The sequence below is a fragment of the Robinsoniella sp. KNHs210 genome, assembly GCF_000686105.1.
Lineage (GTDB): Bacteria > Bacillota > Clostridia > Lachnospirales > Lachnospiraceae > Robinsoniella > Robinsoniella peoriensis.
Map to the genome: position 1 here is coordinate 1,546,603 of NZ_JMLZ01000001.1, position 14,841 is coordinate 1,561,443.

The 14,841-nt window shown below is 43.2% G+C and carries 13 protein-coding genes; 11 read left to right on the forward strand and 2 right to left on the reverse strand.

The genetic code is table 11. The features are described 5' to 3' along the window. Positions 1–15 precede the first annotated feature (15 nt). The 5 genes from CD03_RS0105975 (at position 16) to CD03_RS0105995 (ending at position 6,355) form a co-directional block, all read left to right on the forward strand. Positions 16–1,092: a LacI family DNA-binding transcriptional regulator gene (locus tag CD03_RS0105975; RefSeq protein ID WP_027292854.1), complete on the forward strand. Its 1,077-nt coding sequence runs from the start codon at positions 16–18 to the stop codon at positions 1,090–1,092. A gap of 46 nt (positions 1,093–1,138) precedes the next feature. Continuing rightward, positions 1,139–2,128, forward strand: a complete 990-nt coding sequence (locus CD03_RS0105980; RefSeq protein ID WP_027292855.1) for an aldo/keto reductase — start codon at positions 1,139–1,141, stop codon at positions 2,126–2,128. Positions 2,129–2,139: 11 nt separating this feature from the next. Further along, on the forward strand, positions 2,140–2,997 hold the full coding sequence (locus CD03_RS32595) for a glycyl-radical enzyme activating protein (RefSeq protein ID WP_044288936.1): 858 nt from the start codon (positions 2,140–2,142) through the stop codon (positions 2,995–2,997). A 157-nt stretch (positions 2,998–3,154) separates the two neighbouring features. Continuing rightward, positions 3,155–5,233 carry a pyruvate formate lyase family protein gene (locus tag CD03_RS0105990; RefSeq protein WP_027292856.1) on the forward strand — a complete coding sequence of 693 codons (2,079 nt, stop codon included), beginning with the start codon at positions 3,155–3,157 and terminating at the stop codon, positions 5,231–5,233. 129 nt (positions 5,234–5,362) lie between these two features. Further along, positions 5,363–6,355, forward strand: a complete 993-nt coding sequence (locus CD03_RS0105995; protein WP_027292857.1) for an SMP-30/gluconolactonase/LRE family protein — start codon at positions 5,363–5,365, stop codon at positions 6,353–6,355. Between the two features lie 188 nt (positions 6,356–6,543). On the opposite strand, the gene deoC is transcribed toward CD03_RS0105995, so the two are convergent. Both deoC and CD03_RS0106005 read right to left on the reverse strand, forming a co-directional pair. Further along, positions 6,544–7,239 (reverse strand): deoxyribose-phosphate aldolase, encoded by a 696-nt coding sequence (gene deoC, locus CD03_RS0106000; RefSeq protein WP_027292858.1) that lies wholly within the window; start codon positions 7,237–7,239, stop codon positions 6,544–6,546. A gap of 34 nt (positions 7,240–7,273) precedes the next feature. Then, positions 7,274–8,308, reverse strand: a complete 1,035-nt coding sequence (locus CD03_RS0106005) for a zinc-dependent alcohol dehydrogenase (protein ID WP_027292859.1) — start codon at positions 8,306–8,308, stop codon at positions 7,274–7,276. A gap of 166 nt (positions 8,309–8,474) precedes the next feature. Here CD03_RS0106005 and CD03_RS0106010 point away from each other — a divergent pair, with 166 nt between their 5' ends. The 6 genes from CD03_RS0106010 (at position 8,475) to CD03_RS0106040 (ending at position 14,841) form a co-directional block, all read left to right on the forward strand. Next, positions 8,475–9,227, forward strand: a complete 753-nt coding sequence (locus CD03_RS0106010) for a GntR family transcriptional regulator (RefSeq protein WP_027292860.1) — start codon at positions 8,475–8,477, stop codon at positions 9,225–9,227. A gap of 341 nt (positions 9,228–9,568) precedes the next feature. Further along, positions 9,569–10,255: a TetR/AcrR family transcriptional regulator gene (locus tag CD03_RS32600; protein ID WP_044288937.1), complete on the forward strand. Its 687-nt coding sequence runs from the start codon at positions 9,569–9,571 to the stop codon at positions 10,253–10,255. After that, entirely contained in the window at positions 10,248–12,566 is a 2,319-nt protein-coding gene (locus CD03_RS0106025) for an ABC transporter permease (RefSeq protein ID WP_027292861.1), read from the forward strand. Before CD03_RS32600 ends, CD03_RS0106025 begins: the two co-directional genes overlap by 8 nt. A 3-nt stretch (positions 12,567–12,569) precedes the next feature. Beyond that, positions 12,570–13,337 (forward strand): ABC transporter ATP-binding protein, encoded by a 768-nt coding sequence (locus CD03_RS0106030; protein ID WP_027292862.1) that lies wholly within the window; start codon positions 12,570–12,572, stop codon positions 13,335–13,337. A gap of 164 nt (positions 13,338–13,501) precedes the next feature. After that, on the forward strand, positions 13,502–14,386 hold the full coding sequence (locus CD03_RS0106035) for an AraC family transcriptional regulator (RefSeq protein ID WP_027292863.1): 885 nt from the start codon (positions 13,502–13,504) through the stop codon (positions 14,384–14,386). Then, positions 14,383–14,841 (forward strand): GyrI-like domain-containing protein, encoded by a 459-nt coding sequence (locus tag CD03_RS0106040; RefSeq protein WP_027292864.1) that lies wholly within the window; start codon positions 14,383–14,385, stop codon positions 14,839–14,841. Before CD03_RS0106035 ends, CD03_RS0106040 begins: the two co-directional genes overlap by 4 nt.

The window sequence follows — 14,841 nt, forward strand, 5'->3', positions numbered from 1 at the left end:
GGTTAGGTGAGGAAAATGAAAGCAGAACGATTACAGAGTGACAAAGTAACAATCAGTGATGTGGCAAAACTGGCAGGTGTGGTACCAAGTACGGTATCACATGTACTTAACGGGACGGCGCCTATTTCCGCCGCTACAAAGGAGAGGGTACTACGTGCCGTAGAGGAACTTAATTATTCCCCCAATGCTCTGGCAAGAGCGCTCAGGCAGAAACGGACCCGTCTGATTGGTGTGGTGATGCAGGATGTTTCCAGTGAATTTTATGCACACTGTGCAGCCAGTATGCTGGAGGAGGCCAGAAAAGATAAATCCGTAGTACTGCTGTGTGACGCCGCATTTGATAAAAATAATAAAAAAGATGGAGTTGCCGCATTGATTGAGCGCAGGGTAGACGGACTCATTTTCATAGGCGGCGGTAATGATGAAGATATCATTCAGGAAGTACAAAAAGCAAATATACCATTAATTTTAGGCGACAGAAAGCACGAAAAGCTACATTGTGTCCAATTTGACAATGAAACGACGGTGAACCATCTTGTTCACGCATTGCACGATTCCGGTTACCGGCGGTTTGTATATCTGGGTGAGACCATAGATATCCAGACGAACCTGCTGGACCGTTACCAGGGATTTCAAAAAGGCCTGGAGGAATGTAAAATTCCCGAGGAAAAGGTGCAGGTGATTCTGGACAGAGGATTAGAGACACTGAAAATACAGAAGAGCCATGAGGTCTACGAAAAGTATTTTAAAGATTATAAAACAATTAAAGAAGAACCGACAGTAGTCATTACATCCAATGATCTGATTGCGCAGGGATTTATCACGGCAGTACTGCAAAACGGGTGCAGAGTGCCCCAGGATATTGCGGTGGTGGGATTTGATAACAATGTGGCATCGGAGTACTTCTATCCGGCGCTTACCACAGTAGATCAGGATGAAAAGGCATTTGGACAGAAGTGTTATGCCGCTTTAAAGGATTTAATTAACGGTAAAAAATTGAAAAAAGAACCTATGATGCCACAGAAAATAGTAGTGAGGGAATCCGCTGCTATTGCAGATGACGTCTTAATGAAATATCAGGGAGACATCTAAGTAATTATAAAAACGCGCTTGTCCGAAGTGTGCAGGAGGTATAAAAATGATTTGTTCAGACAGATATCAGAATATGGCATATGGCAAATGCGGCAGCAGCGGATTGTACCTTTCAAAATTTGCCATTGGATTATGGAATAGTTTTGGCGGAACCTCTTCCTATGAAAAAGGGAGAGAAATACTTCTGACAGCTTTTAACGAGGGAATTACCCATATTGACGGAGCGAATAACTACGGACCGCCTCCCGGAACTGCAGAAGAATTCCTGGGCAAAATCCTGAAAGGGGATTTAAAGGGATACCGTGATGAACTGATTATTACAACTAAGGCCGGCTATGAAATGTGGTCAGGCCCATATGGCAACTGGGGTTCCAGAAAATCTCTGATGGCCAGTCTGGATCAGAGTTTAAAGCGGATGAATCTGGAATATGTGGATATATTTTACCACCACAGACGGGATGTTAATACACCAATGGAAGAAACGATGGATGCCCTGGCTGATATAGTAAGGCAGGGTAAAGCCCTCTATGTGGGAGTTTCCAACTATGCTCCCCGGGAACTGGAAGAAGCATGCGAAATATTGGGAAAAAGGGGAATTCATCTGCTGATTCATCAATTCCGTTATAATATGCTGAGCCGGGAACCGGAAAATGAACTGTTTGAAACCATGAAAAAGAAGGGTATTGGATCTATCGCATTCTGCCCCCTGGAACAGGGACTTCTCACAGAAAAGTATCTGGATGGAATTCCGGAGGCGTCCAGAGTAAGAGATGAAAACAGTTGGTATTTCCATGAGGAGGATATTACCAAAAAACGTATAGAGAAAATCCGTCTGCTGAGCGGTCTTGCCCATGAAAGAGGCCAGAATCTGGCACAAATGGCTCTGGCGTGGAATCTGCGTGAAGGGGGCGTGGACAGTGTAATATTGGGAGCCAGCCGTAAGGAGCAGATTCTGGAAAATGTAAAGTCCCTTCAGAATGCTTCTTTTGACAGGGAAGAACTGAACCGAATTGAGCAGATTTTAGGAGATGAATAATTCACAGGAAGATGGAACAAAAAGGATTGGTATTTGATATAAAGGAATTTGCTGTTTATGACGGTCCGGGAATCCGTACCACTGTATTTTTAAAAGGTTGTCCGTTACGGTGCCAGTGGTGCCACAATCCGGAGGGACTCAGCTTTCATAGAGAATTGATGGTCAGTAAGAATGGATGCCTGCATTGCGGCAGATGTGAAAAAAGCTGTATTTATGGAGGATATAAAAACTGCCGGCTGTGCGGAAAGTGCATTTTGGCATGTCCCTTACGCCTGCGGAAAATATGCGGTCAGGAATATACATCCCAAGAGTTAGTCCAAAGGCTTAAAAAGGACGAAGAATTTTTAAAGAAAAACAATGGAGGCGTAACTTTTTCCGGAGGGGAAGCTTTTGCTCAGCCATCTTTTTTAAAGGAAGTATTATTGAAGCTGCCGGATATGCATAAAGCAGTGGAGACCAGCGGATACTGCAGCCCCGTGCTGTTTCGGGAACTCACAGACCTGCTGGAGTTGGTTATTATGGATATCAAGCTGGCTGACGAGGAATTACATAGAATCTATACTGGAGTCTCCAACAGACAGATTTTAGAAAATCTGGCTTACCTGAAGCAGGGGAAAAAGCCTTTTATCATAAGGGTTCCCCTGATACCAGGAGTGAATGATACAGATGATAATCTAAGGCATACGGCAGAGCTGCTGGCAGATGCCAGGGGTCTGGAGCGGGTGGAACTTCTGCCTTACCATACTACAGCCGGTGCAAAGTATGGCATGGTGGGAAGAGAGTACCGGCCTGCGTTTGATACCATGGGAAACATACATGAGAATGTAGGTATTTTTCAAGATCACGGCATTCCATGCCGGGTTTTATGAGGAGGAAGTTTGAATCAAAAGCGTTTCAAACTACTTATTAATGCATACCGCAGACTTGTCAGTGGTATGCAGGGGTATAGGTTTGAAAGAAAAATCGTTTCAAACTACTAATTAAGGAATAGCACAAGCAAGCTTGCGCTATTGAGGGGGTATAAACATGAATCAGAGAATAAATCAATTACTGGATTATTACATCCGTGATAAATCCCATCACCGGTACCGAAAACCCGGACCGGAGGATCCTTATACACTGGCTGGGCAATTTGAAAAAGAAGGTTTATCAGATGTGCAAAGAAGCATAAGGCGTCTGCAATATATATTGGAACAGGAAACGCCTGTAGTATTCAGGGAAGATAAAATTGTCCTGATGCGTACCGTAACCGGACTGCCCGAGCTGTATACCAGCAAGGAATGGAATGCGATCAAAGAAATCCACTATATTCATGAGCAGGGAAAGATCTGTAATATAAACCCCGATTACAGCAGTTTAATAGATGCCGGGTTTGACCAAAAAAGAAAGGAGATCGCAGAAGCACGGCTGGATGTGTCCACAGGTGAGGATGAACAGGCGGAGGCGTATCTGGATGCTCTGCTTGAGACACTGGATAAGATTGAGGAATTTGCAGGCAGGTATGCCAGGGCTGCAAAAGAGGCAGGTAATGAACGCATGGCTGGTATTTTGCAGAAGATACCTGCACATAAACCAGAATCCTTTCAGGAAGCACTGCAATTTTTCCGCCTGATTCATTATTGTCTCTGGTGCAGCTTTAACTACCACAATACGATAGGGCGGTTTGACCAGTATATGTATCCTTATCTGAAGGCAGACCTGGAAAAGGGAGTGCTGGATCAGGACAGCGCACTGGAACTGCTGGAGGAATTTTTTATCAGTTTCAATATAGACAGTGATTTGTATACGGGCATGCAGCAGGGGGACAATGGACAGAGTATGGTTCTGGGCGGACAAGACCAGAACGGCAAGGACCTCTTCAATGAACTTTCTGAACTTTGCATACAGGCAAGTCTGGAATTAAAGCTGATTGATCCGAAGATTAATTTAAGAGTGTGTAAAGATACACCGCTTTCCAGATACGAACGGGGGACGGAACTTACAAAACAGGGTCTTGGTTTTCCACAGTACTGCAATGATGAGGTAGTAATACCGGCGCTGCTCAGATGGGGATATGAGGAAGCGGATGCCTATAACTATGTAGTTGCGGCATGCTGGGAGTTCATTATACCCGGAAAGGGCATGGATATTCCCAATATTGACGGGCTGTCCTTTGCACAGGTTATATCCTCCTGTACGGAACTGTTGCCCAGGTGCAGGGATTTTTCGGAATTTCAGAAAGAAGTAAAAAGCTGTATCCGGCAGAACATACATAAAATGACTGCGAAGTACCAAAATATCTATCTGGAACCTTCTCCGCTAATGTCACTTATGATGGATGGATGTATACAACAGGGGAAGGATGTGTCCCGGGGCTGTAAATATAACAATTATGGTATCCACGGGAGCGGAATTTCCACTGGAGCTGATTCTCTGGCTGCTGTAAAGCGGTTTGTATTTGAAGAAAAAAGCATTACGGCAATGGAATTGACAGAAGCCTTGCAGACTAATTTTAAAGGGAAAGAAAATCTGCGCAACCGTCTGCGTTATGAGGGTCCCAAGATGGGAAATGACGATGACGCGGCAGACAGTCAGGCAGTCTGGCTTTTGGATTGTTTTGCAGATAGTCTGGAAGGAATCGTCAATGACAGGGGAGGAATCTACCGGGCGGGTACCGGATCAGCCATGTATTACATCTGGCACTCCAGCAATTTACAGGCAACACCGGATGGCAGGGATGCGGGAGAGGAATTTGCCTGTAATTATTCACCCAGCCTGTTTGCCAGATGTGAGGGGCCGGTGTCTGTCATCAAATCCTTTGCCAAGCCGGATCTGGTGAAGGTATCAAACGGAGGGCCTTTGACAATAGAACTCTATGACCGGTTATTCCGTAATGATGACAGCATCCGCAAAGTGGCAATGTTTGTCAAGTCATTTATGGATATGGGCGGACACCAGATGCAGATCAATGCAGTAAACCGTGAGAAGCTTATAGATGCAAAAGCCCACCCGGAAAATTACCGGAACCTGATTGTCCGTGTATGGGGATGGAGCGGCTACTTTGTGGAGCTGGACGAGGTTTACCAGGATCAGATTATAAAACGGATGGAACTTATGGTGGAGTAAACAACTTGTTTGAACGTCAACGAAAATAATAATTTCTATATTTATTATAGAATTAAAATTACATGTATTTAACAACTTATCAGTAATTAATTAGGAATTTATTAGGAATTATATGAAGGAGGATAAACGATGCAGACACCCAGATTATTTACGGTATTACCGGATTATGTATGTACACCGGACGGAATGGAAATAGACAAAAACGGAGATTTAATCCTATCCTGTCCCAATTATGCAGAAGATGCTTTGGCAGGATGCGTGATACGCATTGACAAAGAAAAAAAGATTACAAAATGGTTTGACGTTCCCGTTCACCCGGAAACAGGAATTGCAAGAAATATGGGAATTGCTTTTGATGATGCTTATAACATCTATATCTGCGATAACCAGGGCTGGTCGGGAAAGGAAGAACTGGCATTTAAGGGACGGGTATTGAAAATTACGGCTGATGAAAACGGCATCAAAAGCTGGCATACCGTTGCCACAGGTATGGAACATCCCAATGGCATACGGATCCGGGGAGACTACATGTATGTCACCCAGAGTTATCTGACAAAAGTGCCTGCGCCGGACGGAAGCGGACATTTAGTCAGCTGCGTGTACCGTTTTGGCCTGGATGAAGAAAACATACAAATTACCAATACAATGGATGATGAGCATATTTTTACGACTTTTATTACGGAGAACGAAGATTGCCAGTATGGTGCAGACGGCATAGTGTTCGGAAAAGACGGCAGTCTCTATGTAGGCAATTTTGGGGACGGCGCCGTACACCGGATTACATTTGCCCCGGACGGAAGCTGTAGTGGAAATGAAATATTCGCAAAGGATGCTTCTCAACTGAAGTCTACGGATGGAATGGTTTGTGATGAGAAAGGCAATATTTACATTGCGGATTTCTCGGATAATGCCATAGTTAAAGTACATCCGGACGGCAAGGTTGAAAGAATTGCCCAAAGCCCTGACTGTGATGGCCTGGATGGTGGCTTAGACCAGCCGGGAGAACCGATTATATGGGAAGGAAAAATAATTGCTTCCTGCTTTGACCTGGTAACAGGCGAGGGAAAGGTCAATACGGCACATGAGATGCCGGCAACTATGGCTGAACTGGATCTGGAGTAAAGTTATAGTGGGGTTTCGCGCTTTTTGGTGGCACGCGGGCATTCACCGAGACTCCATCTACAAAGCGTCCCCTTCCACAACTAAACTTCAAAATAATGCGAATAATTGATCCCATCTCAACCGTTCACACCAGTAATAAAATACCCTGCAGCCCGGATTAAACCAAATCTGCAGGGTTCTTTTTGTTCCTAATTTCCTTTTTCCTCAAGATACTCCTTTAATATTTTTAAAGAGCTGCTGGTACCAATCCGTTCTGCTCCGGCATCGATCATAGCCTTACAGTCTGCCCAGGAACGTATGCCGCCTGCAGCTTTAACTTTAACTTCGCTGCCTGCTGTTTCTTTCATCAGACGTACATCCTCTGCAGTGGCACCGGAGGTGCCAAAACCCGTACTGGTCTTAATAAAGTCCGGCTTTACTTCTTTTGCAATTGCTGCCACCGTCCTGATTTCGTCCTTTGTCAGATAACAGTTTTCAAAAATCACTTTTATCAGCGCATTTCTGGAATGGCAGGCACTTACCATTTCTTTCATTTCCCTTTTAATATAATCCGTATTGCCATTTTTTAATTCTCCGATATTTATCACATAGTCGATTTCATCTGCCCCGTTTTCAATCGCATTTATGGCTTCAAATACCTTGGTTTCGATGGTGGTCTGTCCAAGAGGGAAGGAGATGGCAGCACCTACGTGGATGCCGGTATTTTTTAACAAATCCCTGCAAAGCGATACCGGAGAGGAATTGATGGCTACCATGGCACAATTCAGTTCTTTTGCTTCCCGGCAGAGATCCTCAAACATAGAAACGTTTGCATAAGGGCTTAAGTTGGTATGGTCAAATAACTTGCATAATTCGTTTTGGGTTATAGTTTTGCTGTTGTACATAGCTGTTCTCACTTTCTTTTTTGATATCCTGTTATTAGAAAATAATAATTCCTTTTTTGGAAATTTCTCTGCGCTCCAGACGCGCAAAGGCATCTGAAATCTGGGAGAAGGAAAAGTAGTCGGAGATGTAATCCTTGAGACGGATAGTACCCTTTTTCAACCATTCATTGATCTGTTCATTTACCTGTCCTTCTTCTGCTTTAGAGGGAAACTGCTGGAACTGCAGCTGCCAGTTGTAGCCGGAACGGCTCCAGTCCAGGTTCATCTCACAGGTGGGAGAAATGCCATAACAGCATATTTTTCCACCGTCACAGATATATTCCATAGCCTGGTTAATCAGAGATGTCATGCCCACTGCATCCAGCACATATTGCACTCCGGAAGGAAAAATTTCGTGAATTTTTCTATTGACACTTACTTTCTGGCTATTAAAGGCATATGCGGCGCCTCTTTCTTTTGCTTCTTGTAATTTCTCATCTATGATGTCAAAGGCGATGAGGTTTTGGATGCCCAAAAGAGAGAGGAATTTAATAAATGTCTGCCCCACCGGACCGCAGCCGAAGACTGCAACGCTGTCTCCCTCCTTAATACCGAACCGTTTGATGGAACTCAAAACCTCCCGCAGAGTGATAATCATGGCTCCGTCAACCGGATCCACAAAGTCCGGGAGAATGGTCTGGGCATAGGCGCATTCCGGTGCAGTTCCTTTGGGGTATGCGGCAAGGTCATGTACCACTGCGTATTCGCTAAAGGCACCCCAGGCGGACTGCAGACTGCCATAAAGCTCCGGGTCAGGATCAACAAAGGGGAGAAGAACTTTATCCCCTACATGAAAGGACGTGACTTCACTGCCCAGTTCCACGACTTCCCCCACACCTTCATGACCCAGCATCAGGGGATACATTTCTGTGTTGAAGCCCTTGAACTGCCGGTGGATCAATTTGGCATCGGTGCCGTTACAGATCCCGCAGCTGATGGTCTTTACCAGAGCCTGTTTTGATGAATACCTGGGAACCGGAATTTCCTTTACCAATAGAGTACCGTCTTTTTCTACGATTAGAGATTTCATTTTGTATTGCCTCCTTTTTTGAATTGCATTGCTATAATGTTGGTATGTACCTACATACCAACATTATAGCAGAAAGAATTGAAAATGTACAGAAATAATTATTGCTTTCTATGTAGGAATATTATAAAATAATGACAATGGAAATGTGATTCAGGAGGTGGGAAAGATGATTTTAGAAGAAGGTAAGTTAGATAAAAGTGTGCCGATTCCGCTGTATTTTCAGTTGAAAGAATTAATTATGGAAGAAATCCGCCAGGGTAATTATGAAAGTGGTGCAATGATTCCGACTGAGAAAAACATCAGCGATTTTTATCAGATAAGCAGAACTACTGTTCGACAGGCGATTACAGAGCTGGTTCAGGAGGGCTGGCTTTACCGGGTAAAAAGCAAGGGAACATTTGTAACCCAGAAGAAAATTCAGCAGGATTTTATGCAGAAGCTGGAGACATATGAAGAACAAATGGAACGGCTGGGGATGAAGCCGGGGACAAAAGTATTGGAATTCCGGGTGCTTTATGCATCTCACATGGTAGCGGAGAAGCTTCAGATACCTGAGAAATCAGAGGTGATCTACCTGTACCGGAAGCGTTTTGCGGATGATATCCCCATTGTGCTGGTGGAAACATACCTGCCCCTTGAGGGCTGCGAGTTCCTGCTGGAACTGGACATGGAGCAGGAATCTCTGTATAAGAATCTGGCAAACAGAGAGGATAAGAAGATTTGCTATGTAAAGAGGATCGTAGAGGCTGTGGAGGCTACTACCAATGATGTGAAACTTATGAATATTCGTAAAGGAAAGCCTATCCAGAAATTTGAGACCACGGGCTATAATGAACTGGGAAAACCTGTGGAATATTCCATTGCCAGATACCGGGGCGATTATAACCGCTTTGAGGTAACGATATTTACTCAGGATTAATGAATGCTTTCAACCCCATTTGCGATGCGTATTTTACCGGTGTTATTCAAATAAAATAATCAGACTGTAGACAACTAGCCTCCTACGGAGGCGGTTGTCTTTTTATTCTTTGACGAATAACGGCCAAATGGTAATTAGATTAAGCAAAAGAAAAGGCAGGTGTTTGTAATGATGGGGAGAAAGGATTATCCAAACGATTTGAAGGCACCGGCTTATTTGAAAAAATCTAAGTGTGAAGAATTATTATTATTTACCTTGACGTTTCCACATGAACATGTTACTATCACCTTACCGACAGACAGTCGGTCTATAAAATGAAAAGATAAAGTGGAGGAAGATAAATGAGGGTCGTTAAAGAAGCTGAGGAACGCAGAAATGAAATTTTGGATGCTGCAGACGAGTTATTTGGAGAGAAAGGATTTGACGGAACAAGTACGAATGATATTCTCAGCAAGGTCAATATAGCAAGGGGGACACTGTATTATCACTTTAAGTCCAAAGAGGATATTATGAATGCTTTGATTGACCGCTATAATGTGCGTCTTTTAAGCAGAGCCAGGAAGATTGCAGATGATAAGAGCATTCCGGTGGATGAACGCATGGTACGCGTTGTTATGGCATTGAATATAGGAAGCGGGAGCGGTAAGAAAATAATTGAACATATACATAAACCGCAAAATGCGCTTATGCATCAGAAAATACAAAAGGTTGTACTGAATGGTGTTCCGGGGATATTATCCGGTATTATCTGCCAGGGGATTGAGCAGGGGATGTTTTACACACCTTTTCCCTATGAATGTATGGAAATGATTATTGCATATACCAATATGGTTTTTGACGGTGATATGGTGGATCTGTCCGAAGAAGACCGCATTTCCCGCATCCAGGCACTGATTTTTAATATGGAAAGGCTCCTGGGAGCTAAAGAGGGTAGTCTTATGTATGTGATGCAGATGTTTGGCATAGACAAGGAAAATATGGGGGAAGTTCCCATGAAAAAATCGGAAAGCAGGGAAATTTATGAATGACAGAATTATCCGAAACGACATGTTAAAAAGTAAGGCAATAACTCTGATGACTGTAATTTTTGTGGCGGCGGCAGCAATGCTGGTTTCTCTGGCAGCAATACTGGGGGTCAATCTATTTGGTGCTATTGATACCCTGATGACCCAGGCGAAGACGCCTCATTTTATGCAGATGCATGCCGGTGAAATTAATATGGAGCGTCTGGCTGAGTTCGCAGCCGCTGATGAAAATGTAGAGGAATTTCAGGTGCTGGAGTTCCTGGGCATAGAAGGATCACAAATGGTATTTGGTCAAAACTCTCTCTCCGATAATGTTCAGGATAATGGGTTAAGCGTGCAGAGTGAAAAATTTGATTTTCTGCTGGATCTGGGCGGTAATGTTATTCACGTATCGGATGGAGAGATTTATGTTCCGATTTGCTATGGGAAGGATCAAACGGTAAAAGTGGGTGACAAGGCGGTGATAAGCGGTAAAGAGTTTATCGTTGCAGGGTTTCTACGGGATTCACAGATGAATTCTACCCTTTCATCTTCCAAGCGTTTTCTGGTTAGCAAACAGGATTATGAGGTTCTGAAAGGTACAGGAAGCAGTGAATATCTGATCGAATTTCGATTAAAAGATGCTTCCAAATTATCCGCATTTGAAACAGCATATACCAATGCAGGGATGGAAGCAAACGGTCCAATGATTACCTACCCGTTATTTAAAACGATTAATGCAGTCTCCGATGGAATGATGATCGGGATTATACTGCTCGTTAGTGTACTGGCAGTGGCAATTGCATTCATGTGTATACGTTTTACGCTCCTTGCAAAAATGGAAGACGATTATCGGGAAATTGGAGTGATGAAAGCCATTGGCCTTCGTGTATCGGAAATCAAAAAAATTTATCTTATAAAATATATCGTAATTGCATTGACCGGATCAATTCTAGGATTCGCCTTGTCTTTTCTATTTAAAGGGGTACTGCTTGAAAATATCCGGCTGTATATGGGAGAAAGTGAAAATGAATTTGCTGCCCTGCTTTTTGGCATCATCGGGATACTGGCTGTATTTTCAGCGATCATAGCCTATGTAAACGGCGTCTTGAGACGCTTTCGGAAAATATCTCCTGCCCAGGCAATTCGTTTTGGAACTTCCCGGGAGAAAGCCTCCGGGACGAAATATTTTAGTCTGAGCAAGAACCGGCTGCTGGATACAAATCTGTTTCTTGGAGTGAAAGATGTTCTGGCAAGAAAGGGGATTTATGGTACGATGCTGGGTGTGCTGGTTCTTGCGGCATTTATTGTTATTGTTCCACAGAACCTTTACAACACTATTTCAGGAGAAAATTTCTTTACTTATATGGGCATCGGAAAATGTGATATACGGATTGACCTGCAGCAGACCGACCATATTCCGGAAAAAACAGCAGAGATTCTTGATACAATGAAGTCAGATCAGGATATCGAAAAATATGTGGTTCTGACAACGAAAACCTTTCCGGTTAAGTTGGATAATGGACTGGAAGAACGCATAAAAGTGGAGCTTGGAGATCATTCGGTTTTCCCGGTTCAGTATTCAAAAGGCAGAGCACCTTCCGGTGATAACGAAATCGCACTGTCTGTTCTGAACAGTGAAGAGCTTGGAAAAACGGTTGGTGATGTGGTTACATTGATAATAGATGGAAAGGTAAAAGAACTAACTGTCTGTGGGCTGTATTCGGACATAACTAATGGAGGGAAAACTTCAAAAGCCTCTTTTCGCGACCAGTCACCGGATATCATGTGGAGCATGTTTTCCGCAAAGCTTGCTGATCATTCTTTCGTTGCGGAAAAAGGAGCCGAATATGCGCAGAAATTTGCATATGCGAAAGTTTCAGAGATTGATGAATATGTGAATCAGACGCTTGGAAATCTGATTAGTTCCGTTGGAAAGGCTTCATTTGCGGCAATGGCTGCATCTCTTTTCATAACCGCATTAATTACGCTGATGTTTATGAAAATGCTGGTTGCAAAAGACAGATATGACATTGCTGTAATGAAAGCGGTAGGATTTAAAAATTCAGATCTTATAAAACAGTATATTTTCCGATCAGTATTCGTTCTGCTAATTGGAATTGTACTTGGTACTATTTTGGCAAATACACTTGGCGAATTGATCGCTGGCCTGGTAATTTCTTCATTTGGCGCTTCGTCTTTTCAGTTCGTGGTCAATCCATTTTCAGCCTACCTTTTATGTCCGCTGATGATGGTATGCACGGTACTGATCGCAACGATTATCGGCACCAAAGGAGCAGGACAAATCAAAATATCCGACAATATAAAGGAGTAGCGCATGAAAGAAAATAAAAATATATTATCCGGTGAAAATATTGTTAAATCTTATGGAAACGGAGCTGAAAAATGTAATGTTTTAAACGGAGTTTCTCTTTCTGTAAAAGAGGGAGAGTTCGTTGCAATTATGGGGCCGTCCGGATCCGGAAAATCTACACTGATGTTTGCGATGAGCGGCATGGATGAAATCGACAGCGGAAAGGTTCTGTTTGATGGGATAGATTTAGCTGGGTTTCGGGAAGAGGAACTGGCTGATATCCGCAGAACCAAAATGGGATTTGTATTTCAGCAACCGACTCTGCTGAAAAACCTCAATATTCTGGATAATATTATGCTTCCATCCATGCCGGGCAGGAGAAAAAATGTAAAACAGCTTACAGAAAAAGCCAGGATGCTCATGAAGAAGACTGGAATCGGGAAATTGGAAAATCGTGATACTACACAGGTATCCGGAGGACAGCTTCAGCGTGCCGGCATATGCCGTGCCTTAATGTGCGATCCCAAAATTATTTTTGGGGATGAGCCCACAGGTGCACTTAATTCCAATGCGGCGCAGGAAATCATGGATATTTTTTCTAAAATCAATAGAGAAGGAACGGCGGTAATGATTGTAACCCATGACCCTAAAATAGCAGCCAGGACAGAGCGTGTCCTGTTTATGCAGGATGGTAAAATAGACAGTGAACTGCGGCTACCCAAATTTGACGGAAGAGATTTTGAAAGCCGTACGGAGGAAGTGACAGGGGAGATGCTGAGGATTGGGATTTAATGCAGCTGAATTCTATTAAGCTGCCGGAGATAGAAGCCGGCAGCTTTTTCTATGGGTAAAGCAAGACAGATTTCGTTAATTTAATTCTTACCGAAGATGACATCAAAAGAGAGGATATAAAAATTATATTATGCTAAACTGTAAAACAGAAAGGAGGCGGTGAGATGGAATGGCTGCGGCAGCTCAGCAGGGCAATCGATTATATAGAGGAAAATCTGGAAGGTGAGATATCTTATGACGAGGCGGCAAAATTAGCCTGTTGCTCCACGTACTATTTCCAACGCATGTTTTCTTACATAGCAGGAATTAGTTTATCCGAGTATATCCGCAGGCGGAGAATGTCTCTGGCGGCATTTGAATTGCAGGCAAGCAATATTAAAGTTATGGATGTTGGGATGAAATATGGGTATCAGTCACCCACATCTTTTAACCGTGCATTTCAGAGTGTTCACGGTGCAGCACCAACGGCAGCCCGGGTAAAAGGGACAATGCTGAGTGCTTATCCCCGGATTAGCTTTTCCATAACAGTAACAGGAGGTGAAAATATGAGGTACCGTATAGAGCAAAAAGAAGCATTTCGTGTAATAGGAGTAAGGACAGCCTTAAAAGAAGATTCAGAATATAATTTTCATATGGTACCAAAGTTTTGGAAAAAGATGCTGGATAGTCCGGCATATCAGGAAATATGTTGTCTGTCAGAAAAGAATGGTTCTGACATTTTTGGAATCTCTTCTTATGAAGATCCCAGGAATATCTATTACTATATTGCGGCCCGCTCAGACAGGGTGGTGCCAAAAGGCATGACGGAGCTTGAGATTCCTGCGGCTACCTGGGCAGTTTTTGAAGGGAATGATCCATATCGGGATTCGATACAATCAATATTTAGGCGCTTCCTGACAGAATGGCTTCCATTTTCCAATTACGAATATGCCCACCTGCCGGATATCGAGGTGTATCCCATGCAGACCGGTAACAAAATGAGCAGCAAAGCAGAGATCTGGATTGCAGTAACGAAGCCGGACGAAGAAAAATCGGAGGATAACAGATGAATTATAGCATAGAAATAAAGGAATTTGAACCGATACGCATTGCATTTATGCGCTATAAAGGTATGTCAGATAAAGCGAATAAAGTATTTCCCAATGTGTTCAAGTCAATCAGCGGCAGGTCCAATGGAGCTCCATTTTTCTGCTTTTATAAAATGGACCCGAATACAAAATATGCCGAGATGGAATTATGTGTTCCTACGAATGAACAACCAAAAGGAAATGGGATTGAAATAAAAGAGATGCCCCGGATACGTGCACTTTGCACAACCCATCTTGGTCCTTATGAAACATTGGGAAATGCATATGCTGCTATGGAACAATATGCAAAAGAGCGCGCTTTGCCTATACAAATGCCATTTCGGGAGGTTTATATAAAAGGTCCCGGAATGTTATTAAAAGGAAATCCGGATAAGTATGTGACGGAAATCATTTTTCCGTTAGGTGAGGAGGAATAG

Bases quoted from the DNA above. Each gene is read 5' to 3' on its own strand.
- CD03_RS0106040 (WP_027292864.1), top strand. From the start codon at position 14,383: ATGAATTATAGCATAGAAATAAAGGAATTTGAACCGATACGCATTGCA.
- CD03_RS0106030 (WP_027292862.1), top strand. From the start codon at position 12,570: ATGAAAGAAAATAAAAATATATTATCCGGTGAAAATATTGTTAAATCT.
- CD03_RS0105995 (WP_027292857.1), top strand. From the start codon at position 5,363: ATGCAGACACCCAGATTATTTACGGTATTACCGGATTATGTATGTACA.
- deoC (WP_027292858.1), bottom strand. From the start codon at position 7,239: ATGTACAACAGCAAAACTATAACCCAAAACGAATTATGCAAGTTATTT.
- CD03_RS0106005 (WP_027292859.1), bottom strand. From the start codon at position 8,308: ATGAAATCTCTAATCGTAGAAAAAGACGGTACTCTATTGGTAAAGGAA.
- CD03_RS0105975 (WP_027292854.1), top strand. From the start codon at position 16: ATGAAAGCAGAACGATTACAGAGTGACAAAGTAACAATCAGTGATGTG.
- CD03_RS0106035 (WP_027292863.1), top strand. From the start codon at position 13,502: ATGGAATGGCTGCGGCAGCTCAGCAGGGCAATCGATTATATAGAGGAA.
- CD03_RS0106025 (WP_027292861.1), top strand. From the start codon at position 10,248: ATGAATGACAGAATTATCCGAAACGACATGTTAAAAAGTAAGGCAATA.
- CD03_RS0105990 (WP_027292856.1), top strand. From the start codon at position 3,155: ATGAATCAGAGAATAAATCAATTACTGGATTATTACATCCGTGATAAA.
- CD03_RS0106010 (WP_027292860.1), top strand. From the start codon at position 8,475: ATGATTTTAGAAGAAGGTAAGTTAGATAAAAGTGTGCCGATTCCGCTG.
- CD03_RS32595 (WP_044288936.1), top strand. From the start codon at position 2,140: ATGGAACAAAAAGGATTGGTATTTGATATAAAGGAATTTGCTGTTTAT.
- CD03_RS32600 (WP_044288937.1), top strand. From the start codon at position 9,569: ATGAGGGTCGTTAAAGAAGCTGAGGAACGCAGAAATGAAATTTTGGAT.
- CD03_RS0105980 (WP_027292855.1), top strand. From the start codon at position 1,139: ATGATTTGTTCAGACAGATATCAGAATATGGCATATGGCAAATGCGGC.